We start from the raw sequence: 23,309 nt of genomic DNA, 5'->3' as shown, positions 1-23,309 counted from the left end.
TGCAACCTTGTGCTTGCGGTACTGTGAATCGGCAGACGAAGCGTAGGAGAAGGCAGCCGGGCTCACCGCGCCGTTTCGGCCTCGGAATCGATACTTTCATGCAGGGCCGGCCTGGGACTTACCCTTCCTGGTGACTGCGGATACCGGAACGGGTGCCCGGGGGCATGGAAGGAGACGTCGGGCGAGCCCTCAGGAGCGCGCGGCCCGGCCTTGCAGCGCCAGGCCAGCGTGTTCCCGGGGTTTCCCCCGGCAGCGCCCGAGCCGCCTCAGGCGGCCATCTGCACGCAGTTGCGGCCGCTGCTCTTGGCTCGGTACAAGGCCTGGTCGGCGCGCTGCAGCAATTGCTCCGGCGTTTCGCCGTCGAGACCGACCGCCACACCGACGGAAACGGTCACGGCCAGGTTGGGCGCCAGCTCGGTCCAGGGCATGCCGGCAACCGCCGCGCGCAGGCGCTCGGCGGCTTGCACGGCGTGGTCCGACGAGGCGCCCGCACCGATCAGCAGCAGAAACTCTTCCCCACCGTAGCGACCCAGCCGGTCGCTGTGGCGCAGGCTACCGATGGCCGACAAGACAAAACGCCGCAACACCTCGTCGCCCACCAGGTGGCCGTGACGGTCGTTCACCTGTTTGAAATGGTCGAGGTCCAGCAAGGCCACCGCGGCAGGCGGTCCACCCTCGGCGTGGTGCTGCAGGGCCTGCCGCACTTCGGCCATGATGGCGCGCCGGTTCAGCGCGCCGGTCAGCTCGTCGCGGGCGGCCAGGGCGTGCAGCTGCGCCTGGGCCTCGGCCAGCTCCCGGTTGCGCGAGCCGAGCAGTTGGCGAACCGAGGCGCCGTAAAGGCCCACGAAGGCGCAGCGGCCCACCGCCAGCGACATCCACAGCGCCGATATCAAGGCCTGCCAGGCGGTCTCGTGAGGAATGCCCAGCGGCTGCGATGCCTGCGCGACGACCAGCGCGATGCCGGCCGAAATGAGCAGCCACAAGGGCATCAGCTGGCGTGGCGTGAGCCGCAGCGCGCTGAACGCGAACACCAGGAAGATCATGCAGAGCGACAGCATGCCCACCTGGGGCGCCCAGACAGCCGTCAGCAGCTGCAGCCCCGAGGCCGTCACCATCTGCGGGCCGGTGAGATAGGGGTCGCGGAAGCGCTCGCTGAAGCCGCTGCGCAGGGCGAGGTAGTAGGTGCCGCACACCGCGGCACCGATCGCTGCATAGAGGAGCGGCACCCACAAGGGGACGGCGCCCGCGAAGTGGAACAGCACCAGCAGCATGGTGTCCAGGGCGGAGCTGGCGTACACCATTCCCACCATGCGCACGCGCTCGCCCCGGCGCCGGCGCGCACGCGCGTCGGCATCCTCCGGATGAACGGGAGGCACATGCGTGGCGGCGGACGGGATAGGCACGCGGGTCATCTCAGGGCTGCGGGGTCGACATCTCGGGTCGTCTGCAGCTCTATCGGCAGGCGCGGCGAGTTCTTGATGGCGGCGCGGGAGAGAGGCCGCTGCGCCGGTTGCCGGGGAAAGCCTGAGCAAGCGGCCGGACGGATGCATCGCCGACAAAAATCCTGCGATGAACGCCATGTCACAGCCAAAAACGCCACCACCCCTGACATTGCCAGTCAAAAAAATAGACCAGCGGATCGTAAAGCGCTCGCCGCGCCCTGCCCCAGGCAGTGCACCGGTGATGCGATCAGTTCAGATCGAAAGGAAGAGGGGCAATCGGCCGGTCTGGACGCCGAGGGCCTCAGGCGCCGCCCGGGGCACCGCGCTGCATCGCACCCAGGCGAGCCATCACGCCTTCGAAGATCTCGCGGCTCGTCTGCCAGGCGGCGTCTTCGTCGACGGCACGGCATTCCAGCAGGCCGATGGCGCGCTCCAGCGCCTGCCCGGCAGCCTCCAGCGTGGAGCAGGTTGCACGGGCATCGGCACCGGCGTGGCGCAGCTTGCTGGCCAGTTCATCGCTCTGCCCGGGCGGCAAGGCCGCCTGCAGCGGCTCGGCCGCCAGCGCATCGAGCCGGTCGCCGCAGACGCTCGCCCTGCCCCAGCCCACCGCGGTGAGGGTGTGGGCGGCACGCGCCAGCGGCAGCAGCGACTGCGCTGCCCCCACCGTGGCGGGCGCCTCGCTGACGCCCTGCCGCGCCAGGCCGACCATCTGCACGCACAGCAGGTCCAAGGTCGCAAGCAGGCTCGCGATCTCACGGGCGGAGCGGCTCACCTCGTCCAGTTCCGCAACAATCCTTCCAATGTCTGGCATCTCTCGCACACCTGCTGTTGACCTGTTGTGAGGCCGAGCGCGGCCCCACAAACGCGACCATGCCATGCGAGCGGACCGGGCGGCAAGGCCCGGATCGGGGGGGCGCGATGTAAACGTCGATCGCGCTTGTTCCTGTTTGTTCGTGCTCGCTCCTGCCGCATGATCCCGAATCGGTCTTCGCGACGCCGAAGCCGGCCTCCCTGAAGCAGCTCGCTGCCGACTTCGGCTCGGTATTTGCTTTGCTTGGAGGGACGACAGAGCCGGCTGCCGCGATTGGGCGCAGCAGCGCGGCCCCACCGGCCTGCCGGGGTGTCGCGTCGTTGCGGCATGTCGACGGTCGGCACAGCGAGGCGCGCGATGAAGGCGAGTCCGGGCAGCGAAGAGCGGGCGGCAAAGACGGCGGCAGAATCTGCCGGGAGCCGCGGCGTGGTGGTCGTCTACCCTTGTACCGCCTATCGCGATCCGCGCCGCCACGAACGTGTCACGCTGACGGCGCTGGCCCGCGAACTGGCGGTCATCAAGGGCTGGGAGTTCGGCGGAGAGTTCGACCCGGCGCGCGCCTACGACATCCCGCTGTATTTCGTGCCGAGCGACACGCTGCCCAGCCTCGACTTCGCCCGCGGCCTGGGCATACACGGCGAAGCCGAGCTGTTCGGCGGTGTCGTCCCCTACCCGTTCGCTGCCACCAAGACCATCACCCATGCGCTGCCGGAGCCCGGCGGCAGCGGCCCGAGGGGCTGGTCGGCCGACTTCGCGCGCCGTGTGCAGCCGGTGGTGCTGCCCGGCTACTCGGCGTTCACACGGGACGATGCCCGCCGAGCCGCCGAGCGTCTGCTGGTGCGCGGTGCGGTGCGGCTGAAACGGGCCGATGGCATCGGCGGCTCGGGACAGGCGGTGATCCGAAACACCGAGGAGCTCGCGGCCCAGCTCGATCAGCTCGATGCGACCGAGCTGGCACGCGCTGGCGTCGTGCTGGAGCGCAACCTCGCCGAGGTCGAGACCTGCAGCGTCGGCCGGGTTCGTGTCGGCGACCTGGTCGCCACCTATTTCGGCACTCAGCAGTTGACGCCCAACAACCGGGGCGAGCTGGTCTATGGTGGCTCGAGGCTGAGCGTGGTGCGCGGCGACTTCGACGCCTTGCTGCCGCTGGCACCCACAGCGGCCCTGCGCACCGCGGTGGAACAGGCGCAGCGATACCACACGGCCGCGATGGTGTCGTTTCCCGGCATGTATGCGTCGCGCTGTAATTACGACATCGCCCAAGGCTTGGACGAAGGCGGGCACTGGTGCTCGGGCGTGCTGGAGCAATCGTGGCGCATCGGCGGGGCCAGCGGCGCGGAGATCGCGGCCCTCAAGGCCTTCGTCGCCGACCCCGGGCTCGACGCCGTCAACGCCTCCACGGTCGAGGTCTACGGCCCCGCACCTGCCCTGCCCGACGACGCCTTCGTCTATTTCAACGGCGTCGACGAACACGCCGGGCGCATCACCAAGTATTCGCGGCTGGAGTTGTATGGCCACCCATGACGAAAGCATCCACATCAAGGTCGACGGCGGTCACATCGCCGGCACGGTGGTCACGCCCGGGACGCTGCTGCCGGGCGTGCTGTTTGTGCACGGCTGGGGCGGCAGCCAGGAACAGTACCTGGCCCGGGCGCGCGAGGTGGCGGCGCTGGGCTGCATCTGCCTGACCTTCGACCTGCGCGGCCATGCCGGCACCGAGCCGCAGCGCGAAACCGTCTCGCGCGAGAGCAATCTGTGCGACGTCGTGGCCGCCTACGACGTGCTGGCCCGGCACCCGGGCGTGGACCGCTCGGCAATCGCCGTCGTGGGCAGCAGCTACGGCGGCTACCTGGGGGCCATCCTGACGTCGATGCGGCCTGTCCGGTGGCTGGCATTGCGGGTGCCGGCACTCTACATCGACACCGGCTGGGAAGTGCCCAAGCTGCAGCTGCACAAGGACCAGGACCTGGAAAGCTACCGGCGCAACTTCGTCGAGGCGGCCGACAACCGCGCGCTGCGTGCCTGCGCGGCGTTCCGGGGCGACGTGCTGCTGGTCGAGTCGGAGTGCGACACAGTGGTGCCGCACCCGGTCATTGCGAGCTACCGGGAGGCTTGCATCCAGGCCGCCTCGCTGACCTACCGCGTGATCCACGGCGCCGACCACGGCCTCTCGCAGGACAGCGCGCAGCGTGCCTACACCGCGCTGCTGGTGAACTGGCTCTCGGAGATGGTGCTCGGCGCCCGCCAGGGCGGCGGCACGCCGCCCGGCCCGGTGTCCGGCAGCACGGTGCCCGAAGCACCGCCTATGCCGGGCTGAGGGCGCCCCCTCGCCCACGCTCAGTGTTGCGCAGCGCCTTCCCGCGATCGCAGCTGCAGCCGCCCGTCCAGGCGCCCGAAGTCCACCTGCGCGACCGTCGGCCGCAGGTACTCCGGCACGCCGAGCGCATCGCCCAGCTTCTTCAGCGCCCCAGGCGTGAGGTAGAGGCCGGTGGCTGCCAGGTCGCGCCAGGGCGGCGTGGCGGGTGTCTCGACGATGGAGCGCACCTCATAGATGTCCTCGCCGGGGCTCACGCTGCCATTGACATTGATGTCCCCGCGCAGGCGCTTGGCCGCCACGTCGAGCTTGAAGCGATAGAGCGTGATGACGGTGCTGCCGCGTGTCAGCGTGACGCCGGCGTTGGGGTCGGTGTCCACGCTGGCGACCTGGTTGTCGAGCACCGTGCCGCCTGCCACCGGGAAGGAGAAGGCCACACCGGGCGTGACCGTTCCCGCGGTGCCGGCCGCGGCCACCGTCACGCCGATCAAGGTCAGCGTGGAGACGGCGTCCTGCGAGAAGGTCAGGATGCTTTGCCCGCCCGTCACCTGCGCCTGCGCCGGGCCGGCTGCGGCCCAGGCCAGCGCGGCCGCGCTCAGCAAGGTGGTGAGGCGGGGCCGGAGCAAGGTCCTCGGGACGCGGCTCGATCTGAAGGTCAAATGGAACTGCATGATGTTGTGGTCCTCAGGGCATGGGATGCGGGGCAGGGTCGCGCGCCACCGACAGATGGACGGGTGCCCGCGCATGCCCGTCACGCTCTGCGCTTCCTGTTCCGGATCACCGTTGCAGGACCCGGCGCAGGCCCAGGTTCGGCGAGACGCCCTGCGCGGGCAATGACGTCGGTCGTGCCGCGGCAGCGCGCGCAGACAGGACAAGCACAACCAGGCCTATGGCCGCGGTGCCTGTTCCACATGGCCGGAGGGGCGTGCGGGCGGCGGCTGCTACGGGCCGCTATATGCTCAGAAGGCGCGTGCGCGCCTTCGAGTCGCTGATGCCGTCCCGTCCTCTGTCCACCTGCCTGCTGGCCTGGCTGTTGTCCGGGCTGGCTGGTGCTGCCCCCGCCCAGGCACCGCCGCGGGAAACCGTCGGCGTGGACACGGCCAATGCGCCCTTCATGTACGAACGGGACGGCCGCCCCGCCGGGGTCTACCCCACGCTGCTGCTCGCCACCTTCGCCCGCATGAAAACACCGCTCGATCTCAAGGTCGCGCCCTGGAACCGCATCATGGCGGCCGTCGAGCAGGGCCAGGCCGGCGCGGTGGGCGTCTACAGCAACGCCGAGCGACGCCGCCGCTACGACTTCAGCGAGCCGCTCTACACCGAGAAGATCTTCGCCTGGGCGCCGGCGCACCGGGCCGCGACCCTGCGTTCGCTGGCGGATCTCAAGGGCCTGCGGGTCGGCGTGCTGCGCGGCTGGAGCTACGGCGATGCCTTCGATGCGGCGGTGCGGGACGGCAGCGTGCGCGCCGAGGTCGTTGCCGAGGACACTTACAACTTCCGCAAACTTGCGGCACGGCGGCTCGACGTGGTCCTCGCCGTGGAGCAGGCCGGCGCCGCGCAGCTGCGCTCCGGGCGCTACCCCGGCGTGGCGGCGAGCGCCGCGCCCATGCTCCTGCATCCCGCCCATCTGGTGTTCCTGAGGCAGGCCGGCAAGGGCGCACTGCTGGACCGCTTCAACATCGAGTTGCGGGAACTGCGCAGCTCGGGCGACTACCAGCGACTGGTCGACGGGGCCTTGGCGACGTTCTTCCGCAACACGCCGGGCGCCTCCGGGACCCCCTGAGCCTCGCCGGCCGCTACCGCGCGCCTTCAGGGGTTGCCAGTCTCCTATGGGCGTTTGGCCCGCTACAGTGGGTCAAGCGGCCCACCGGAAGCCGCCGCGCCGTGGAGCCGGCGCGGCGTCGTCCCGGGATCGCACCCCCTGGCAAGCCACCACGGCCCTACTTGCGGAGGCGCGAGATGCATCACAGCCCCCCGGACGACTGCAGGCGCGACATCACGGGCCCCGGCCTGGCGCGCCGCCACTTCAACGCGCTCGCCGGGGGCCTGTGGCTGGGAGCCGCGCCGCGAGCCCGGAGCGCGGACCCACGGGCGCAGCCGGGGACAGCCGCCGAGGCCGGCGGCGCCGGCCGATGGAGCAACTGGTCAGGGCTGCAGCACTGCGCGCCCCAGCAGTGGCAGGGCCCGGCCGACGAGAACGAGCTGGCGGCCCTGCTGACCGGCGCGCCCGGCCCGCTGCGTTTCGTCGGTGCCGGGCACTCCTTCAGCCCGCTGGTGCCCACTTCAGGGACCCTGGTTGTGATGGACGGCTTCAGCGGAGTGCGCCGCCACGATGCCGCCACGCAGCGTGTCACCGTGGGCGCCGGCATGCGCATCGCCGCGCTCGCGCTGCAGCTTGAGGAGCTGGGCCTGGCGCTGCCCAACCAGGGCGATATCGACGTGCAGTCGCTCGCCGGCAGCTATGCCACCGGGACCCACGGCACCGGCGCGAGCCTGCCGGCCCTGCATGCCCAGGTCCGCGCGCTGCGCCTGATCACACCCGCCGGACAGCTGCTGGAAGCCAGCCGCGAGCGCCGGCCCGAGCTGTTCGACGCCGCCCGCGTGAGCCTGGGCACGCTGGGCGCGCTGACCGAGGTGGAGCTGGAGGTCCAGCCGCGCTTTTACCTGCGGCGCCGGGTCTGGACCGCGCCCACCGAGGAGCTGCTCGAAGCCGCCCCCCGGCTGGCCACCGCCCACCGCCACTTCGAGTTGTTCGTGCTGCCCCACACCGGCTGGTCGGCCGGCATCGTGCACGACGAGGTGCCGGCCCAGCCCCCCCACCGCGCCGGCAGCGATGACGAGCGTCTGCTGACCGATCTCAGGCGCCTGCGCACCCTGCTCGGCCCTTGGCCGGCCCTGCGACGGTGGATGGCGGGGCGCCTGATCGGCGGGCGCGAGGAGGTCTCGGTGGACCTGAGCTGGCGGCTGCTCAGCAACATCCGCGACACCCGCTTCAACGAGAGTGAATACCATGTGCCGGCCGAGCAGGGCATCGCCTGCCTGCGCGAGGTGCTGGCGGTGCTGGAGCGGCACAACGAAGCCTATTTCCCGATCGAGTTCCGGCACGTCGCGGCCGACGACGCGTGGCTCAGCCCCTTCTACCAGCGTGCGAGCTGCTGCATCGCCGTGCACGCGGCCGCCAACGAGCCCTATGCCTACCTGCTGAAGGAAGTGGGGCCGGTGTTCCGGCGCCACGAAGGCCGCCCGCACTGGGGCAAGCTGCACGACATGGAGCCCGGCGAGCTGGCCGAGCTCTACCCGCGCTGGCGCGATTTCCTGGCGCTGCGCCGGGAGCTGGACCCCGGCGGCCGACTCCTCAACGAGCACCTGGGCCGCCTGTTCGGCGAGCCCGCGAATGGCTGAGCGGCGCCGCCTGTTGCAGGCGGCCGCCGCCACAGCAGCACTGGCCAGCCTGGCGGCGCTCCGGCCGCGCGACCGCGGCCGCCCGCACCCGCCCTACTTCGTCACCCTGCAGCAGGGGCTGCGCGAGGCCGGCATCGCCTGGCCGGTGCTGCTCGTCGACCAGGACCGGCTGCAGCGCAACCTGGCGCGCATCGGCCGGTCCACGGCACGCCGCGGCCTGCCGCTGCGGGTGGTGGTGAAGTCGCTGCCCGCGCTGGCGCTGATCGACAGCTGCTGCGCCGCCTGGCAGACCGACCGGGCCATGGTCTTCAACGCCGTCCAGCTCTTGCAGGTGGGGCGCGCCCGGCCGCGGCTGCGGCTGCTGCTCGGCAAGCCGCTGCCGGCCGCGGCGGCACGCCGGGCGATGGAGGCGCTGGCAAGCGCCGGCGAGCCCGAGCCGGGGCGCCGCATCGAGTGGCTGGTGGACACGCCCGAGCGGCTGCAGCAATACCGCGAGCTGGCACGCGCGCTCGGCGTGCCCTTGGCGCTGAACATCGAGATCGACGTCGGGCTGCACCGCGGCGGCGCCGAGACGCCGGCGCAACTTGCGGCGATGCTGCAGGCACTGCAGGCCGAGCCGCTGCTGCGCTGGGCGGGACTGATGGGCTACGACGCGCACGTGACCGCTCTGCCCGACCTGCCCGGCGTGCGCGACGCCGCGCAGCGCGCGACCCAGCGGCGCTGGCAGGCTTTGTGGCAGGAGGCCCGCCAGCTTGCGCCCGCGGCCGCGCACGATCGCCTGACGCTCAACACCGGCGGCTCGCGCACCTTCCACCTGCACGGCCGCGATGGCCTGCCCAACGAGGTCGCGGTCGGCTCGGCGGCCTTGAAACCCTCGGACTTCGACACGCCGACACTCGCCGACCTGGAAGCCGCGGCCTTCATCGCCGCCCCGGTGCTCAAGGACCTGGGGCGCTTCCGTCTGCCCGAGGGCGCGGGCTGGCTCTCGACGGTGGCGCGCGCCTGGGACCCCAACCGATCGCGCGGCTATGCCATCCATGGCGGCCGCTGGCTGGCCGACCCGGTCTCGCCAGCCGGCATGGAAGCGAGCCGGCTGTTCGGCCCCTCCTCCAACCAGCAGGTGATGGCCGGCTCTTCTCGGCTTGGCCTGCAGGCCGATGACTTCGTGTTCTGGCGGCCGCGCCAGAGCGAAGCGGTGCTGCTGCAGTTCGGCGAGCTGGTGTTCGTCTCGCAAGGGCGGGTGGTCGGGACGCAGGCGATGCTGCCCGCCTCGGCGTGACGACAGGCGCCGCCACGGGCGCCTGTTTTTGTCAGCCGGCGGCGCCGGCTGCGTCCTGGAACTCGTGCATCAGGCCATTCACCTGGCCGGCCAGGTCGGCCTGAGCGGCGGCCGCCTGCCCCAGCTCGGCGATGGCACGGCGGGTGCCTTCGATGTCGGACGCGATGCGGCCGAACGCCGCAGAGGCCTGCTGCGACGCGGCCAATGCCGGCGCCACACGCCGCACCGAGTCGATGATGAGCCGGCTGCTCTGGCTGGCTGCCAGGGTCGAGCGGTCGGCCAGCTGGCGCAGTTCCTCCGCCACCGCCGCAAAGCCGCTGCCCTGCTCGCCCGCCCGCACGGCTTCCAGCGCGGCCGTGAACGCCAGCACGGTGGTCTGGCCGGCGATACCGCTGACCAGCTTGACGATCTCGCTCATCTCGTCGGCGGCGGCCTCGATGCCGGCCATGGCCTGCGCCGAGCCGTCCAGCAGCGCGGTGGCCCGGGCGGCTTCGGCGACCGAGCCCTGGACCGTCGTCTCGGCCGCCTGCGCGGCAGCGGCGATCTCGCCCAAGGAGCCAAGCAAGCGGGCCACCGGTGCCAGCACGGTGGCCGAGCGGTCGCGGCGCTGCTGCTCCAGCCGGACCTGCGCCGTCACGTCGGTGGCGAACATCAGCACCTTGAGCGGCTTGCCCGCGGCATCGAGCACCGGGCTGTAGCTGACCTGCAGCTGCAGTTCGTCGCCGTGCCGGCTCTTGAAGGGGTAACGGCCCGACACCGACTCGCCCTGGCCCAGCCGGCTCCACAGCTCGGCGTACTGCGGCGTCGCGAGATGGCTGCCGGGGCAGAGCATGCCGTGATGCTGACCGGCCAGCTCGCGCAGGCCGTAGCCCGAGAGCGCCAGGAAGCAGTCGTTGGCGCCCTGGATGTTGCCGGCGAGGTTGAACTCGACCACCGCCTGCGCCCGGTCCAGCGCCGCCAGCCGGCCGCGCGCCTCGGCCAGGATCTGGCGGTTCAGCGTCACATCGGTGCCCAGCATCACGACCCGCGCCGGCCTGCCGTCGGAATCGGCCACCGGCAGGTAGCTCGCCTGCAACCACAGCTCCCTGCCGGTTTTCGCGAGGTGCTGGTATTCACCGGCATCGGCCTCGCCACGCGCGAGCTTCTGCCAGAAACGCAGGTAGGCCTGCGAGCGGGTGAACTCTTCCTCGCACAGCACCCGGTGCAGCCGGCCGACCAGTTCCTCGGCGGCGTAGCCCAGCATCTGCAGGGCCGGCGCATTGGCCTGCAGAATGCGGCCTTCGAGGTCGAACTCGATCACGGCGTGGCTGCGGGCCACGCCGGCCCAGAGGGCGTCGGGAGACAGGGGCGTCGCGTCAAGGGCGTCGGCGAGTGCGGCCAACTCGGGGGTATGGGGTGCGTTCATCGTGAAGCGGATGGATGACAGGAACCGTGCGGGCTCGACGGCGAGCGGCAGTGTGGCCTCCGCACTGGGCTCGGGCGGTGGCATTCCGCTGCAGGCCGGAGCAGAAAATTCCCTACGGCTGGCGCCAGCGCATCCGCTCGGGCGCCTCGGCGTCCGGCTCAGCGGCTTGGGGCGGCAGCGGGTCGCGCCGCGCGGCGCCGCGCGCCCTCGCCGGTGTTGCCGGTCTGGGCCCTGTAGCGGGGCTGAGTCGGCAGTACACTGCGCCGCTTCGGGACCGGCCGCTCGTCGGGCCCGCCATGCCGGCATGAGGGGCCCGCGGTCCGGCGTGCCCACCGGCCCAGGAGTACAGCAGAGATGAAGATCGTGCGCAGCAAGGACTTCACCGCGAGCCGCGCGTGGGGAGCCATGGACATCGCCAACATGGGTGGCATCACGACCCGGCTGCACTGGACCGACCAGCCCTACAAGTGGCACGTCAACGACGGCGAGGAGGTGTTCGTGGTGCTCGACGGCAGCGTGGACATGCACTACCGCGTCGAAGGCGAGGAGAGGGTCGTGGCGCTGCACGCCGGCGACGTCTTCCACGCGGGGGTGGGCTGCGAACACCTGGCGCACCCGCGCGGCGAGGCACGCATCCTGGTGATCGAGCGCGAAGGCAGCGTCTGACCCCGCGCCCGGCCCCGCGTGGCGGGGCCGGGCTTCGCGGCCAGCTCGCCTGCGCTCACCGCGCGCCGTCGGGCGTGCCGCGTCCGGTGACCTTCTGCAATTCCTCGATGCGGCGCGAGGCCTCGGCCTTGGTCAGGCCGTCGTCGAAGGCCTGCTTCGCTTCCTCGGACAGCGTCTTCAGGTAGGACCGCTGCGCGCCGGTCATGGGTTCGTCGCCGGTCACCCAGTCCTGCGGGTCCTTCTCCATGTTGCTGTGCTCGGCGCTGGCCGCAGTGCGCTTGTCTGTCATCGCTGGACTCCTTGCCTGCCGCCACCCGGCGGCCTCACACTGAGGCTGCCAGCAGGGCTTGTGCCCGGTGGCCCGCCTCGCCCGGCGCCCCTTGGGCGCACCTCTTGCCGCCTGGTGCCGTATGACCCTGCCTGCCATCCCGCTCGCCCTGCTCGTCGCGCTGCATGCCTACATCGGCCTGCGGCTGCTGCCCGACCTGCCGGCCGCCGGGCAGCCGGCCGGCATGGCCCTGCTGGCACTCGAGTTCGCGCTGGTTCACTCCGGCCTGGGCCATGTGTTCGGCCCGCGCCCCTCGCGGGGCGCGGCCGCCTGGGTCGGCCTCACCGCGCTCGGCTTTTTCTCCAGCCTGCTGGTGTTGACGCTGCTGCGCGACGTGCTGCTGCTCGGCGCAGCCGGGGCCTCCTGGCTGGGGCTGGCGGCGCTGCGGCCGGCGCCGCTGGCCGGGCCGTCCGCGTGGGCCGTGCCCGTGCTGGCGCTGCTGGCCAGCGCCGCCGGCTTGTTCCTGGCGCGGCGCCGCCCGCCGGTGCGGCGGGTCGAGGTGCCCCTGCCGGGGCTGCCCGAGGCGCTGGAGGGCTTGCGTATCGTGCAGATCAGCGATCTGCACGTCGGACCGACCATCCGGGCCCCCTTCGTGGACAAGGTGGTGACGGCGGTCAACGCACTGCAGCCCGACCTGGTGGTCGTCACCGGCGATTCGGTCGACGGCAGCGTGGCCGAACTTGCATCGCACACCGCGCCGCTCGGCCGGCTGCAGGGCCGCCTTGGTGTCTATGCCGTGACCGGCAACCACGAATACTACTCAGGCGGCCCGGCCTGGATCGCCGAGTTCGAGCGCCTCGGCATGCGGGTGCTGATGAACGAACATGTCGTGCTCGAGCACCGCGGCGCCCGCCTGGTGCTGGCAGGCGTGCCGGACTATACGGCCCACCATTTCGTGCCCGCCCACCGCAGTGACGCGCTGCGCGCGCTGCACGACGCACCGGCCGACGCCGGCGTCAAGATCCTGCTGGCCCACCAGCCGCGGGCCGCTGCGGCGGCTTCCGCGGCCGGCTACGACCTGCAGCTCTCGGGCCACACCCACGGCGGGCAGTTCCTGCCCTGGCGCTGGTTCGTCCCCCTGCAGCAGCCCTATGTGTCGGGCCTGCAGCGGCATGCGGCGATGTGGATCTACATCAGCCGTGGCACGGGCTACTGGGGCCCGCCCAAGCGGCTCGGCGCCCCCTCGGAGATCACCGAGCTGCGGCTGGTACGCGGCGCCGCGGGCTGAAGGCCGGCCGCGCCGCTTCGATCTCCCGCAGGCTCAACGCCAGAAACGCGGCAAAGCCGAGGTGGCGCTGTTGAGCAGGTAGGCCCCGGCGCCCACCGCGCCGGCGGCCATCAGGACGGCGCCTTCGGGGAAGGAGCGCATCGCCGTCCACCCGACCTCGGGTGCACGTGAGCCCAGCAGCTGCAGCCGGCGCCGGGTCATCTGTGCGCCCAGCTCCTGGAGCCGGTCGGACAGCAGGCGCTCGGCGGCCGGGATCAGCGTGGTCTCCTCGTCCGCCACATGGTGCAGCACATTGCGCATCAGCTCGAGGTAGGTGCTGTCGTAGCCCGGGTCGCCCGGGCGCATGCCGCGCAGCTCGGCCATCAGCCGGCGCATCTCGGCGTGCTCGGGATAGCTCTTCTCGACGATGTCGACGTCGCTCGCCAGCTCGCGCAGGGCCGGGTAGAAAACTTCCTCTTCGAGCTGGGCATGGATCTCCAGCGCCAGGCAGGTCGCATTGACCAGCGCGGCCTTCTTGTCGGGCGGATTGCCGGCGTGGAACTGGTGAAACGTTTCCAGCACGTGGCTGTGGTCCATGCGGATCATGTCGGTGACGGAAGGCGAAAGCTGGGAGATCAGGGCGGCCATGGCGGAAGGACGGAGTGGGGTATGCCGGCCTGCAGGCAAGCGGCATACCTGTGGCGGCCTCGGCGCCCGGCACGCCGCTCAGCGCTTCAGGGCCGGCAGCACGGCGGTGCCGTAGAACTCGATGAACTCGCGCTGCAGGGTGCTGACCTGATGCAGGTCGATCGCACTCACGCCCAGCTCCTGGCAAGCCTGCAAGTGCTCGATGTGGCGCGCCGGCTCGCTGGCGATGAGCACCTGCGGGTGCAGGTCCTCGGGTCGCACGAAACGTGCCGCGGCCTCGAAATCCTCCGGCCGGCGCAAGTCCCAGCAGGCCTCACCGCCGAGACAGTTGAAACGCCAGTGGCAGTGCGCGAGCCGGAGCGCCTCGGCCGGCTCGGGCGCCCAGCTGAGGTCCAGCTTGACGTGCACCGGCTTGCCCTCGCCGCCGCCCTCGCGGAAGGCCGCGATCAGGCGGCGCAGCTGCGCCAGGTCGCGGCCCAGGGTCAACAAACCGTCGGCCCAGCGGCCCAGCCAGCGCGCGGTGGCCTCGCTGGTGGCGGCGCCGAACAGCAGCGGCGGCTGCGCGGGACGGTCCCAGAGACGCGCGTCCTGCACCGTGAGGCGGCCTTCGTGCGACACCCGCTCACCGGCCAGCAGCGCCCGGATCACGCCCACGCCCTCCTGCAGGCGGGCATTCCGCTCCGCCTTGGGCGGCCAGGGTCCGCCGGTCACCTGTTCATTGATGGCTTCTCCGCTGCCGAAGGCCAGCCAGGGCAGCCGGCCGGGGTACATCTGTCCCAGTGTGCCGATGGCCTGTGCCAGGACCGCCGGATGGTAGCGCCAGCCGCCCGGGACCGTGATGGTTGCGAAGCTCAGCTGTCGGGTCGCCTGCAGCGCGGCACCGAGCCAGGCCCAGGTAAAACCGGAGTGCCCCTGCGAGGGTGCCCAGGGCTGCAGATGGTCGGAGCAGAACACGCCGTCGAAGCCGGCGGCTTCGGCCTGGACGGCCAGGGACAGCAACTCGGCCGGGGCGAACTGCTCGTGCGAGGCATGGAAGCTGTAGCGAGTCATCGTCGTGCGCTCGGCTGCGGATGCAGGGCATCTGGCAAGCGCTGTGCCCTGCCCCGCTGCCGGCGCGTTCAGCCGTTTCCGTGCCGCTCCATGGCAGGCACTTCGTCGCCGCACAACGAGGCCAGCGAGCCCGCCTCGCCATAACGCTGCAGCAGGCGGCGGCGGAAGCCACTGCGGCTGGCCGGCGTGCGCAGCAGCAAGCTCTCCAGCGTCTGCAGCTCGGCGCGGGCCTGCTGTGCCGACAGCGAAGTCCACACCGGGTCGAGCGGGAAATTGCCGGCCCAGCGCTCGAAAGCCTGACGCAGCAGGCGGCCTATCGTCGTCGCCGAGCTGCCACACAAGGAGGCAGCCAGGGCCTGCGCATAGATCTGGACCGGCGCGATCAGGGCCCATTGGACGTGCTCGCTGGGCGCCGCGCGCTCCCGCACCAGTTCAGTGAGATGGCGCGCAATGCGCCCTTCCGGCAAGGGGCCATCGCCCCAGACCTGCTCGACCCGTTGCAGGCTGGCGAGCCGGGCATCGGCCTCGGCCGCGTCGGTGTGCGCGGCGAGGAAACGAAAGCCGAGCTGCGCATCGGAGAGTCCTTCGACCACATGCGCCTGCATCAGCCGCAGCGCCGCGACCAGCGGCCGCACATGCCCCTCAAGCAGCAGCGGCGGCAGCGCCGGCTCACGCACGATCAGTGTGAACAGCTGGGGCGAGAAGCTGTAGTAGTCGTGGAAGAGCTGCTTGAAGAAGGCCAGCCCGACGGCGGTGCTTCCAAGGAAGCGGTCTCCGATCACCGCTTGCAAGGCCGCCACTTCGGCGCGCACCGGCGCCGCGTCCTGGATCGTAGGCACGTTTCCTCCCTGCGGCATGCACGGCCGCCGCTCGTCGCTCAACTGCCCTGGGTGCCGCGGCGCGACATGCACGTTCCGTTCCGGAGGACGGCAAGGCGGGGCTCCATGCAATGCAGGAGCGCACCCGAGGCAGCGCCCCCAGCGTTGCGGAGCGCTTCATATGTCAACAGACCCTAGTCGACGCGGGGCCCGTTGCCATCCCTAGAAAGAGGGAGCGGCCCTGGGGCGCGCGCGCCGCCTCTTGCCGAGAGGCACGCCGGCCGGTCGGTGCCGCCGCACCGGCCCTGCTCCCGACCTGCTTGCGCTTGTTTCGACTGCTGAAGCTTCTGCAACACCTGTTCATGTAGCTGCTCTGCATCATCGGCGCCATCGCACGGATGTGCCCGCCCCGAGTGCGCACCACCTCGTGCGCACCTTTGCTCACTCCCGTGCGTCCCGCACCGAAAGGAAACCCGTGCCGGTCCTGCGCCGCCCCGCCCTCGCGTTCCCGCTGCTGCTGCTGGCCTTGCCCGCAGCGGTCGGGCTGATGTGGCGCCTGGGCCTTGCAGAACCGCCTCTGCTGCGGCCCGCGGCCGACGCAACGGTGACCGCTCACGGCGCCGCAGCGCGTCCGCGGGCGGCGGCGTCCGGTCCCGGGCAGGCCGCCTTGCGTTGGAAGGCCGTGCTCGAAGAGGCCGCCGCGGCCTATCGCGACAAGACCGCGCCCGCACCCGACCTGCAGCGCTGGCACGAACTCGACGAGGCGGTGGGTCGCGACGCGGCGCTGCGCGAGCGCCTGATCGCGCACTACGCCGGGCTGGCGGATGCCAGTGAAAAGCGGCTGGTCCTGGAGCTGCTGTCGCGCCGCCCGACGCCCGAAGTGCTGGCCTGGTCGCGCCAGCTCGTCGCCAGCGCCGAGGCCTCGCGCCGGCGTGACGGGTTCGCCCTGCTCGCCAGTCTGCCGCCCGAGGGGGAGGGGCAGCGCGAACTGGCTCAGGCACTCGGCCAGGAACACGATCGGGCGGTGTTGATGGGCGCCGTCGCCGACCTTGCCAAGACGGCGTCGGCCGCGCCCGCGCCCGCCCCGGCGGCCTCGCAACCCGGTGCCCTGGCCGAACCCTTGCGTGTGCTGGCGGGCCATCCCGACCCTGCGATCAAGAGCGCCAGCCTGCGGGCCTTGTCGCGCTGGGACCCCGGCGTGCAGGCCGACGCGGCGCTCAAGCAGGCCCTCGCCGACCCGCGCGAGGATGTCCGGCTGGCGGCAGCCGCCAGCCTCGCCGACGACGCCCGGCGCGCGGCGCTGATGCGCAAGGAACTGATGGACATCGCGGAGCGCGCCGACGCCAGTGCGGCCTTGCGCCGGGCCGCCGTGGAGGCGCTGCAGCGGCTGCCCCTGGACCCCCACGAGGCGGTGTCGCTGAGCCACCTCGAGCGCGAGCTGGACGCCCGGCTCGCGGCCCAGACCGCCAGCCACTAGGGCCTTCTTGCTTTTTCACTTCTTCGCTTGCACCCGGCGTATCGACGCCGCGCCGGGCCGCTGCAGTCGGACCCCCGGCGTTCGCCTTTCGGGCACCGCCCCGACATTCCACAAGGAGACCCCGTCCATGCACCCCCATCCCCGCCTGAGGTCGGCACGACCCGCCGGGCTCGCGCTCCTGTTCGCGCTGGCCTGGTTTCACGCCGCGCCGGCCGAGGCTACCCGGTGCACGCCACGCAACGAGGAACGCAGCGATCCGAACACCGGCCAGCGGTGGAGCCAGTCCTGGTACTGCGGGAACGATGCGTCTGCGCCAATGTTCGCGGGTCCCAACCCGGCCTCCCGGGTCGCGACTTTGCAGTCGCGGCAGAGCTGGTTCGTCTGCTGGCGTCGTGGCGATGCGCATGCTGGCGGCAACGACGTCTGGTACTACACCCAGGGCGACAGCGCCGCAGCAGGCTGGGAGGCGCGCCGGGGCTGGGGCTACGTGCCGGCCGTGGCCTTGGCCACTTCGGTCGATCCCGATCCCGGCATGCCGGAATGCCAGCCCGACATGTGGCAGGCCCGCAAGCAAGTCAGCGACCCCAACACCGGCCGTAGCTGGTCCACGGTCTGGTATGGACGCAACGATGCCGGCGCCACGCTCTACCTCGCGCCCGACGGCGCCACCGCGACCGGCCGGCTCGACAGCACCCTGAGCTATTTCGTGTGCCACGCGCGCGGGGCCCGGCACGGCGGCGGCAACGATGTCTGGTACTACACCCAGGGCGACCGCAGCGCGCCCGGGCAGGAAGCGCGCCGTGCCTGGGGCTACGTGCCGGCGCAGAACCTGCACACGCGCAGCGATCCTTACGACAGCATCCCGGCCTGCGGCGACAACCCGGCCCCGCCGCCTCCGCCGCCCCCAGCGGGGCCCTATGTGCTGCCGCTGCCGCTGGATGCCTTCGAGCGCGCCATCGGCTCCTTGACGAACAACCACTGGGGCGGCAACTACTGGGCGATCGACCTGCTGGTGCCGGTCGGCACGCCGGTGTACTCGGTCAGCGCGGGCGTCGTCAGCAACTATTCCCAGGGCACCTGCGGCAACGGGCTCACCGTGCGTGGCGACGACGGCCTGTCCTACCTCTATTGCCACGGCGACAGCTATGTCGGCGTGCAGCCGGGGCAGCGGGTCGCGGCAGGGCAGCAGATCCTGCGGTCGGGCAACACCGGCCAGTCCGGGGCGCCGCACCTGCACCTCGAAATCAAGCAGTGGTCGGGTGACTGGGGCAGTTCGCCGGCCTGGTGCGCACAGCGTTTCCTGCGTGCGATCCACCGCGGCCAGCCGCAAAGCCCCCGCAACTTCCCGGCCAGCGGCGGCGATTGCACGGCACCCTGAGCCGGGCTCGGCCCGCTCGCCCGTGGACGGGCGGCGGGCGCCGCGGGCGGGTGGCCCACGGTGTCCGCCACCGCCGCGTCCCGCCTTTCGCGGCCGGCCGGTCGGAGGCCTGGCCAGCCAGATCAGACAGTCCTTTCGGACATCGTTCACGTGTTCACAACCCCGCATCGGAACCCGCCCGCGAACACCGGCTCAAATCGGTGCGAGGCGCGCACAAGCTGCGGCAGAGCGGAACGGTCGGGAGGGATGGGCCCATTCAGGGCCGGAACAGCGCGAGGAAATGCCGGGCCAGACTGGCCGACTTGTGCTGCGCAACAAAACGCTCGACGGTCTGATAACCGACCACGGGATCGATCAGGCCGGAGTTGATACGCCCGACGAAGCGGGCGATGCCGATGTCCTGGATCAACTGCTGGAGCTTTTCTGAGTCCGGCACACAGGGCCCTTCAACATCAGGAGCACCTGAGCCGGTTCCTTTGCGAACCATCGCTGGTGACACGATCGTCTCCCCTACCTGACCAGAGCGACTTCGTGTGCTCTACCGCGCAGTGTATGCGCAACCAAGGCGATATAGGGGCTGGCTCTCTCGAACACGATGTTCCCGAAGCCGCCGAGCACCAATCGGTGGTCACCCCAGCGCCAGAACCTGTACGGTTTCTCGCTATGGACGCAGACCACCCCGATACAGCGGTCGACCGCCGCTGCCGGATCGGGCATGCCGCCCGCATGGGGCGGCCCCGGATCCGACACGACGATGGGGATGAAAAGAATGCTCTTGTAGGGCGCCGGTACCCCCGGAGTGGTGGCGCGCACCGGCTTGAAGGGGGTGCCGCGCGAGCGCCCGAACTGGTGCTCCACCATCCAGCGGCCGTCGGTGCCGACGTAGTAGGCCTGCAGCCGGTGGGCGTCCACCGGCCGCCGCGTGGGGCGGCTGGTATCGGTGCGCGCAAGCACCTCCATGCGCTGTCCGAGCGGGTCGCAGAACACCAGCAGGGTCGCGTCGGTGTCTTTGGCGCCGCGGTCTCCGATCAGTTCGCTCACCTCGAAGCGCAGCGCCTCCAGCGCCTCGCGCAGCGAGGGCTCGACCATTGCCAGGCCGCCGTCGGGCGGCACCAGCGGCAGCCGCCTGAGCGCGCCGACGAAATACTTGTAGGCCAACCGGCGATCTGGCCGCTTGCCGTTGCGACGCCAGCTGTCGAGCACCTTCGGAGCCCCCACCACGAGCACCGCGACCGTCATGAAAAATAGGTCAACGCTGTCCAGGTTCTGGAAGATGTTAAGGATCGCCTCCCAACCCTCGGCATCCTCCTCCACCGGCGCCGCCTGGTCGTAGGTCTTGCGCATGAAGACCGAGAGGCTGGCAGCCCCCACCAGCAGCAGCACGCGCAGCAGCACGATGCACGCGCCGACGAAGCTGACCCCGCGGGTGCTGCCGACCAGGTCCGGCAGGGTCCGCCACCACAAGCCCGCCACCGCCTCGCGCCAACCGCCGGCGCGATTCAGGCGCGAGCAGACGTAGGCTCGGGCCTCCCTCTGAAACTGCTCTGCTCTTGTCATGGTCGCTCCCTGAGCAGGCCCCAGTGCCCGGCCCGACCCGCTCTGATGTTGGCCGCACGGAATGCAACGCGACGGCGCTGTGTCGCCACCTCCCATTTCCATCCTCACTGCCCACCCACGCCACTGGCAGCAACTCCAGGTCCTGTGGAAGGTGAGGTGTCCGAAGGGTCGTGCCCAGGTGCCCCTGGTGCCTGGGTCGGGGTAGAACAGGGGTGCCTTGATCGATGCAGCTGAGGGCCTTTGGCGGAAGTTGCCGGTAGAGCCGTGCAGATGGGCTAGAGTTGCCGCCTCCCCCTGCGGCGGTCTTTGAGCTGCGGGCTTGTATCTTTGGCCCGCTTCGGCCCGGGTGGGCCGGTGTTGCGGCCACGCGGCAGCCGGAGGGGGAAAGCAGCTGTGCGGCGCGACCGCGGCATCGCTGGGAAGCGCCGGTGCGCCCTACCCCGTCGCCCCTTGACTCACCACAACCCAGGAGGTCCGGCGCGTGCCGCACAACGTCACCCTGATCACCACCCTGGCCGCCGGCTTCGGCCTGGCCCTGCTGCTCGGCTTCGGCGCTGCACGGCTGCGCCTGCCGCCCCTGGTGGGCTACCTGCTGGCCGGCATCCTGCTCGGTCCCGCAACACCGGGCTTCGTGGCCGACGGCAACATCGCCGGCCAGCTCGCGGAGATCGGCGTGATGCTGCTAATGTTCGGTGTCGGCCTCCACTTCTCGCTCGACGACCTGCTCAAGGTCCGCAAGATCGCCTTGCCGGGTGCCGTGGTGCAAATGGCGGTGGCGACCACGCTGGGTGCCGGCGTGGCCCTGTCCTGGGGCTGGAGCGGCGGCGGGGCCCTCGTATTTGGCCTCGCGTTGTCCGTGGCGAGCACCGTGGTGCTGCTCAAGGCGCTGGAAAGCCGCCAGGTGCTGGCGACGGTCAACGGCCGCATCGCGATCGGCTGGCTGGTGGTCGAGGACCTCGCGATGGTGCTGGTGCTGGTGTTGCTGCCGCCCCTGGCGGGGGTGCTGGGCAGCGCGGCCTCCGAGGGGGGCCAGGACCTCTGGCGCACGCTGGGCATCACCCTGCTGCGCGTGGGTGGCTTCATCGCCTTCATGTTGGTTGTCGGGCGCCGAGTTTTCCCCTGGGTACTGTGGCAGGTCACCAAGACCGGCTCGCGCGAGCTCTTCACGCTGTGCGTGGTGGCTGCAGCGGTCAGCATCGCCTATGGCTCGGCCCAGTTGTTCGGCGTGTCCTTCGCGCTGGGGGCGTTTTTCGCCGGCATGGTGTTGCGCGAGTCGGAGTTCAGCCACCGCGCCGCCGAGGAGACGCTGCCACTGCGGGACGCCTTCGCCGTGCTGTTTTTCGTCTCGGTCGGCATGTTGTTCGACCCGCGCGTGCTGCTGCAGCAGCCGCTGCAGGTGCTCGTGGTGGTGGCCATCATCGTGCTGGGCAAGTCGGTCGCCGCGGCGCTGCTGGTGCTGGCTTTCCGCTACCCGTTGAACACCGCGCTGACGGTGTCGGCCAGCCTGGCGCAGATCGGCGAGTTCTCCTTCATCCTGGCGGGCTTGGGGATGAAGCTGGGACTGCTGCCGCCCGAAGGCCAGAGCCTGCTGCTGGCCGGCGCGCTGATCTCCATCGCGCTCAACCCGCTGGTCTTCCAGGCGATCGAGCCGGTGCGCCGTTGGGTGCATGCCCGGCCGGGCCTGGCCAGCACGCTGGAGCGTCGCGACGACCCGCTGGCCGAGCTGCCGATGAGCACCGACCGCAAGTACCTGTCGAAGCAGGTGGTGCTGGTCGGCTACGGGCGTATCGGTCGGCGGATCGCGCAGGCACTCGGCGAACGCGAGATCCCTTTTGTGGTCGCCGACGAGAACCGCGAGCTGGTCGAGAAGCTCCGCGAGCAGGGCATGCCGGCGGTCTCGGGCGACGCGACCGACCCCGCGGTGCTGATCCAGGCCCATGTCGCGGAGGCCCGCATGCTGGTGATCGCGACGCCCGAGACCATCGACGTGCGGCGCATGGTCGAGACCGCGCGCACGCTGAACCCGTCCATCGAGGTGGTGGTGCGCGGCACCAACGAGGAAGAGGCGACGCTGCTGGAAGCGGCGCACGTCAACCGCGTTTTTCTCGGCGAGGACGAGCTGGCGCTGTCCATCTCGCGCCACGTGGTGGAGCGCATCGAGGCCGGAGCACGGGCAACGCAATAAGGGCGGCCCCGCATCCCAAACAAAAAGGGCGTCCGGTTCGGACGCCCTTTTGGCTGGAAGCGGAATCGCTGCTCAGCGCACCACGGCGAGCTGCTCGCGCTGGCCTGCCTTGTAGGTGTAGAGGGTCAGGGCACCGTTCTTGATGTCACCCTTGTTGTCGAAGGAGATGGTGCCGGTGACGCCCTTGTAGCCTTCGGTCTTGGCCAGCACGGGCAGGTACTTGGCGGGGTCGGACGAACCGGCCTTCACCATCGCAGCCGCCATCACCATGACCGAATCGTAGACGTAGGGAGCGTAGATCTGCACGTCGGCGTTGAACTTCTTCTTGAAGGCGGCACGGAAGTCCTCCATGCCCTTCTTCTGTTCGCCTTCGACGCCACCGGCCTCGGCACAGATGACCTGGCTGTCGGTGATGGTGCCCGCGGCCAGCTTCGGCAGCTCGCTGGTGCAGATGCCGTCGCCGCCCATGAACTTGGCGTTGATGCCCAGCGACTTCATCTGGCGCAGCATCGGGCCGGCCACGGCGTCCATGCCGCCGTAGAAGATCACGTCCGGCTTCTTGGCCTTGATGGAGGTCAAGATGGCGGTGAAGTCGGTGGCCTTGTCGTGGGTGAACTCGCGGCCCACGACCTTGCCGCCGGCGCCCTTGACGCCCTTCTCGAACTCGTCGGCGACGCCCTGGCCGTAGGCGGTGCGGTCGTCGATCACGGCGATGGTCTTGCCCTTGAGCTGGCTGACCGCGTAGCGGCCCAGCGTGCCACCCAGGTGCACGTCATCCGCCACCGTGCGGAAGGTGGTCTTGAAACCCTGGCGGGTGTAGCGCGGGTTGGTGGCCGACGGCGAGATCTGGGGGATGCCGGCGTCGCTGTAGATCTTGGAGGCGGGGATGGTGGTGCCGGAGTTCAGATGACCGACCACACCCTGGACCTTGGAGTCCACCAGCTTCTGAGCAGCGGCGGTGCCCTGCTTCGGATCGCCGGCGTCGTCTTCGGCCAGCAGTTCGAACTTGACCTTCTTGCCGCCGATCGTCACGCCCTTCGCGTTCAACTCGTCGATCGCCATGCGGGCGCCCAACTCGTTGTCCTTGCCCAGGTGGGCGATGCCGCCGCTGGTCGGACCGACGTGGCCGATGCGGACCACTTCCTGTGCCAGTGCCGTACCGGCCAGGCCCAGGGCTGCCGCACCCACGATCAGGTTCATTTTGAATTGCATGAATAGCCTCCTAGCTTGAAAGTTGAGATTTGGATGAATGACTCAACGGGCGGAACAATACTCGAAAAAATACGAGGCCTCCTGCGGGAATCCTCTAGGGAATCCCGAAACAGGCCTGTCAACCGCAGGT

General features: G+C 70.7%; 21 protein-coding genes. 10 read left to right on the top strand and 11 right to left on the bottom strand.

All coding sequences use genetic code 11. The features are described from left to right. Window positions 1-266: 266 nt before the first annotated feature. Entirely contained in the window at window positions 267-1,412 is a 1,146-nt protein-coding gene (locus tag OOT46_RS08505; protein WP_265403159.1) for a sensor domain-containing diguanylate cyclase, read from the bottom strand. 331 nt (window positions 1,413-1,743) lie between these two features. Beyond that, the gene (locus tag OOT46_RS08500; protein ID WP_265403158.1) at window positions 1,744-2,253 is read right to left on the bottom strand and encodes a hypothetical protein; all 510 of its coding nucleotides are present in this window, start codon (window positions 2,251-2,253) and stop codon (window positions 1,744-1,746) included. A 426-nt stretch (window positions 2,254-2,679) separates the two neighbouring features. On the opposite strand from OOT46_RS08500, the gene OOT46_RS08495 reads away from it, so the two are divergent. Beyond that, a complete protein-coding gene (locus OOT46_RS08495) occupies window positions 2,680-3,777 on the top strand; it encodes a DUF3182 family protein (protein ID WP_265403157.1) in 1,098 nt (365 codons plus the stop codon). Then, on the top strand, window positions 3,764-4,570 hold the full coding sequence (locus OOT46_RS08490; RefSeq protein ID WP_265403156.1) for an alpha/beta hydrolase family protein: 807 nt from the start codon (window positions 3,764-3,766) through the stop codon (window positions 4,568-4,570). Before OOT46_RS08495 ends, OOT46_RS08490 begins: the two co-directional genes overlap by 14 nt. A gap of 20 nt (window positions 4,571-4,590) precedes the next feature. Here OOT46_RS08490 and OOT46_RS08485 read toward each other — a convergent pair whose 3' ends face one another. Then, the gene (locus OOT46_RS08485) at window positions 4,591-5,238 is read right to left on the bottom strand and encodes a hypothetical protein (RefSeq protein ID WP_265403155.1); all 648 of its coding nucleotides are present in this window, start codon (window positions 5,236-5,238) and stop codon (window positions 4,591-4,593) included. A 284-nt stretch (window positions 5,239-5,522) separates the two neighbouring features. Between OOT46_RS08485 and OOT46_RS08480 the strand changes: the two genes are divergently transcribed. The 3 genes from OOT46_RS08480 to OOT46_RS08470 all read left to right on the top strand — a co-directional run bounded on the left by OOT46_RS08480 (window position 5,523) and on the right by OOT46_RS08470 (window position 9,248). Beyond that, window positions 5,523-6,350: a substrate-binding periplasmic protein gene (locus OOT46_RS08480; RefSeq protein ID WP_265403154.1), complete on the top strand. Its 828-nt coding sequence runs from the start codon at window positions 5,523-5,525 to the stop codon at window positions 6,348-6,350. A 176-nt stretch (window positions 6,351-6,526) separates the two neighbouring features. After that, window positions 6,527-7,969 (top strand): D-arabinono-1,4-lactone oxidase, encoded by a 1,443-nt coding sequence (locus OOT46_RS08475; protein WP_265403153.1) that lies wholly within the window; start codon window positions 6,527-6,529, stop codon window positions 7,967-7,969. After that, window positions 7,962-9,248, top strand: a complete 1,287-nt coding sequence (locus tag OOT46_RS08470) for an alanine racemase (RefSeq protein ID WP_265403152.1) — start codon at window positions 7,962-7,964, stop codon at window positions 9,246-9,248. Before OOT46_RS08475 ends, OOT46_RS08470 begins: the two co-directional genes overlap by 8 nt. Before the next feature lie 31 nt (window positions 9,249-9,279). On the opposite strand, the gene OOT46_RS08465 is transcribed toward OOT46_RS08470, so the two are convergent. Then, window positions 9,280-10,653: a PAS domain-containing protein gene (locus OOT46_RS08465; RefSeq protein WP_265403151.1), complete on the bottom strand. Its 1,374-nt coding sequence runs from the start codon at window positions 10,651-10,653 to the stop codon at window positions 9,280-9,282. Between the two features lie 354 nt (window positions 10,654-11,007). Between OOT46_RS08465 and OOT46_RS08460 the strand changes: the two genes are divergently transcribed. Continuing rightward, complete coding sequence (locus tag OOT46_RS08460) at window positions 11,008-11,319, top strand: cupin domain-containing protein (RefSeq protein ID WP_265403150.1); 312 nt, start codon at window positions 11,008-11,010, stop codon at window positions 11,317-11,319. Between the two features lie 55 nt (window positions 11,320-11,374). Here OOT46_RS08460 and OOT46_RS08455 read toward each other — a convergent pair whose 3' ends face one another. Then, window positions 11,375-11,608, bottom strand: a complete 234-nt coding sequence (locus OOT46_RS08455; protein ID WP_265403149.1) for a DUF3072 domain-containing protein — start codon at window positions 11,606-11,608, stop codon at window positions 11,375-11,377. A 121-nt stretch (window positions 11,609-11,729) separates the two neighbouring features. On the opposite strand from OOT46_RS08455, the gene OOT46_RS08450 reads away from it, so the two are divergent. Further along, complete coding sequence (locus tag OOT46_RS08450; RefSeq protein WP_265403148.1) at window positions 11,730-12,875, top strand: metallophosphoesterase; 1,146 nt, start codon at window positions 11,730-11,732, stop codon at window positions 12,873-12,875. Between the two features lie 33 nt (window positions 12,876-12,908). Here the strand turns inward: OOT46_RS08450 and OOT46_RS08445 are convergent, their stop codons facing one another. From OOT46_RS08445 to OOT46_RS08435, 3 genes are all read right to left on the bottom strand, one after another. Then, window positions 12,909-13,502 (bottom strand): hemerythrin domain-containing protein, encoded by a 594-nt coding sequence (locus OOT46_RS08445; protein ID WP_265403147.1) that lies wholly within the window; start codon window positions 13,500-13,502, stop codon window positions 12,909-12,911. Window positions 13,503-13,580: 78 nt separating this feature from the next. Beyond that, window positions 13,581-14,552 carry a TIGR03885 family FMN-dependent LLM class oxidoreductase gene (locus OOT46_RS08440; RefSeq protein WP_265403146.1) on the bottom strand — a complete coding sequence of 324 codons (972 nt, stop codon included), beginning with the start codon at window positions 14,550-14,552 and terminating at the stop codon, window positions 13,581-13,583. 68 nt (window positions 14,553-14,620) lie between these two features. After that, on the bottom strand, window positions 14,621-15,391 hold the full coding sequence (locus OOT46_RS08435; protein WP_265403145.1) for a hypothetical protein: 771 nt from the start codon (window positions 15,389-15,391) through the stop codon (window positions 14,621-14,623). Window positions 15,392-15,845: 454 nt separating this feature from the next. On the opposite strand from OOT46_RS08435, the gene OOT46_RS08430 reads away from it, so the two are divergent. Next, a complete protein-coding gene (locus tag OOT46_RS08430) occupies window positions 15,846-16,847 on the top strand; it encodes a hypothetical protein (protein ID WP_265403144.1) in 1,002 nt (333 codons plus the stop codon). Window positions 16,848-16,974: 127 nt separating this feature from the next. Further along, complete coding sequence (locus OOT46_RS08425) at window positions 16,975-18,225, top strand: M23 family metallopeptidase (RefSeq protein ID WP_265403143.1); 1,251 nt, start codon at window positions 16,975-16,977, stop codon at window positions 18,223-18,225. 256 nt (window positions 18,226-18,481) lie between these two features. Here OOT46_RS08425 and OOT46_RS08420 read toward each other — a convergent pair whose 3' ends face one another. Further along, complete coding sequence (locus OOT46_RS08420; RefSeq protein WP_265403142.1) at window positions 18,482-18,661, bottom strand: hypothetical protein; 180 nt, start codon at window positions 18,659-18,661, stop codon at window positions 18,482-18,484. 74 nt (window positions 18,662-18,735) lie between these two features. Continuing rightward, window positions 18,736-19,782: a hypothetical protein gene (locus OOT46_RS08415; protein ID WP_265403141.1), complete on the bottom strand. Its 1,047-nt coding sequence runs from the start codon at window positions 19,780-19,782 to the stop codon at window positions 18,736-18,738. Window positions 19,783-20,263: 481 nt separating this feature from the next. Between OOT46_RS08415 and ybaL the strand changes: the two genes are divergently transcribed. Then, window positions 20,264-21,967, top strand: a complete 1,704-nt coding sequence (gene ybaL, locus OOT46_RS08410; RefSeq protein ID WP_265403140.1) for a YbaL family putative K(+) efflux transporter — start codon at window positions 20,264-20,266, stop codon at window positions 21,965-21,967. A gap of 72 nt (window positions 21,968-22,039) precedes the next feature. On the opposite strand, the gene OOT46_RS08405 is transcribed toward ybaL, so the two are convergent. Further along, window positions 22,040-23,179: a branched-chain amino acid ABC transporter substrate-binding protein gene (locus tag OOT46_RS08405; protein ID WP_265403139.1), complete on the bottom strand. Its 1,140-nt coding sequence runs from the start codon at window positions 23,177-23,179 to the stop codon at window positions 22,040-22,042. Window positions 23,180-23,309: the final 130 nt, after the last annotated feature.

Source organism: Aquabacterium sp. A7-Y (genome assembly GCF_026153205.1).
Classification (GTDB): Bacteria; Pseudomonadota; Gammaproteobacteria; order Burkholderiales; family Burkholderiaceae_C; genus Caldimonas.
Note: the sequence above shows the minus strand (reverse complement) of the source record. Positions and strands in the feature narration are given on the sequence as shown.